The organism is Hymenobacter rubripertinctus, from assembly GCF_003583925.1.
GTDB lineage: Bacteria > Bacteroidota > Bacteroidia > Cytophagales > Hymenobacteraceae > Hymenobacter > Hymenobacter rubripertinctus.
In genome coordinates this window covers 1-1,016 of the sequence record NZ_QYCN01000108.1, presented here as the reverse complement: position 1 = coordinate 1,016, position 1,016 = coordinate 1, and the positions used below count along the sequence as shown (strand labels likewise).

Here is a 1,016-nt window from a genome sequence, read left to right as displayed (position 1 = left end):
CCGATTCGCGACTACTTTCTGCAAGTTGAAGAYTTCCGTCAAGCCGCCAAGTGCCGCTACCGACTGGCKGACATTCTGCTTATTGGCTTGTGCACCTACCTGAGCAACGGCCACGATTACGMGGACATGGTCTTGTTTGCCCAAACCCACGCCCGGCAACTAGATGAATTGGTAGACTTGCCCAGTGTGCCGTCGCACGATACGTTTAATCGCGTATTTCAACTGCTCTCTCCCGACTTGCTGCGGGGCTGTCTGGCCCAGCACGGCCACGCGCTACTCGATACGCTGGCCSAGAAACAACTCTGCCTCGATGGCAAAAAGCTGCGGGGCGTGAGTCCGCGCAGTGCTGGCAACGCCGGCCTGTACCTGGTTAATGCCTGGGTGAGCGAGAACCGCTTGTGCGTGGGCCAGCAGCGAGTGGCCGATAAAAGCAATGAAATCACGGCCTTACCTGAACTGCTGGCCCAACTGGACCTGCGCCAGGCGGTGGTCACCACCGACGCCATGGGCTGCCAGGCCGCCATTGCCGGCCAGATTCGCCAGCAGCAGGGCCATTACCTACTGGCTCTCAAGCGCAACCAGGGCCAGTTGTGGGAAGAAGTGAGTTGCGCGTTCCAAGCCAATGCGGCGGACAGCGCGCAGGAAAAATGGGAATATGCCCGTGACCGGTTCGAGCAACGCCGCTGCTGGTGCCTGGCCGCCAGCAGCCTGGATGCCGCGTTCGTKGCCGCGTGGCCCGGGYTGCAAACGCTGGTCAAAGTCGAGGCCAGCCGGTGCGTGGCGGGCAAGACGACACGCCAGGTGCGCTATTATCTGAGTGATGAAGTGGAAGAAAATCCACTTTATTACAGCAAGTTAGCGCGGGGRCACTGGAGCATCGAAAACCACCTGCACTGGCATCTGGACGTAACATTGAAAGAAGATGCCTGTCGGGTGCGCGCGGGCTACGGGCCGGAAAACCTGGCCACCTTACGCAAGCTCACCCTGCAAGTGCTCACCCAACAACGCGACGGCTT

1 protein-coding gene is annotated in these 1,016 nt (G+C 60.1%); it reads left to right on the top strand.

Annotation, left to right across the window (positions count from 1 at the left end; genetic code table 11):
* Positions 1-3 precede the first annotated feature (3 nt).
* Positions 4-1,016, top strand: a 1,013-nt coding sequence (locus D0T11_RS21725) for an ISAs1 family transposase (RefSeq protein ID WP_119657883.1), incomplete at its 3' end; no start/stop codon positions are given.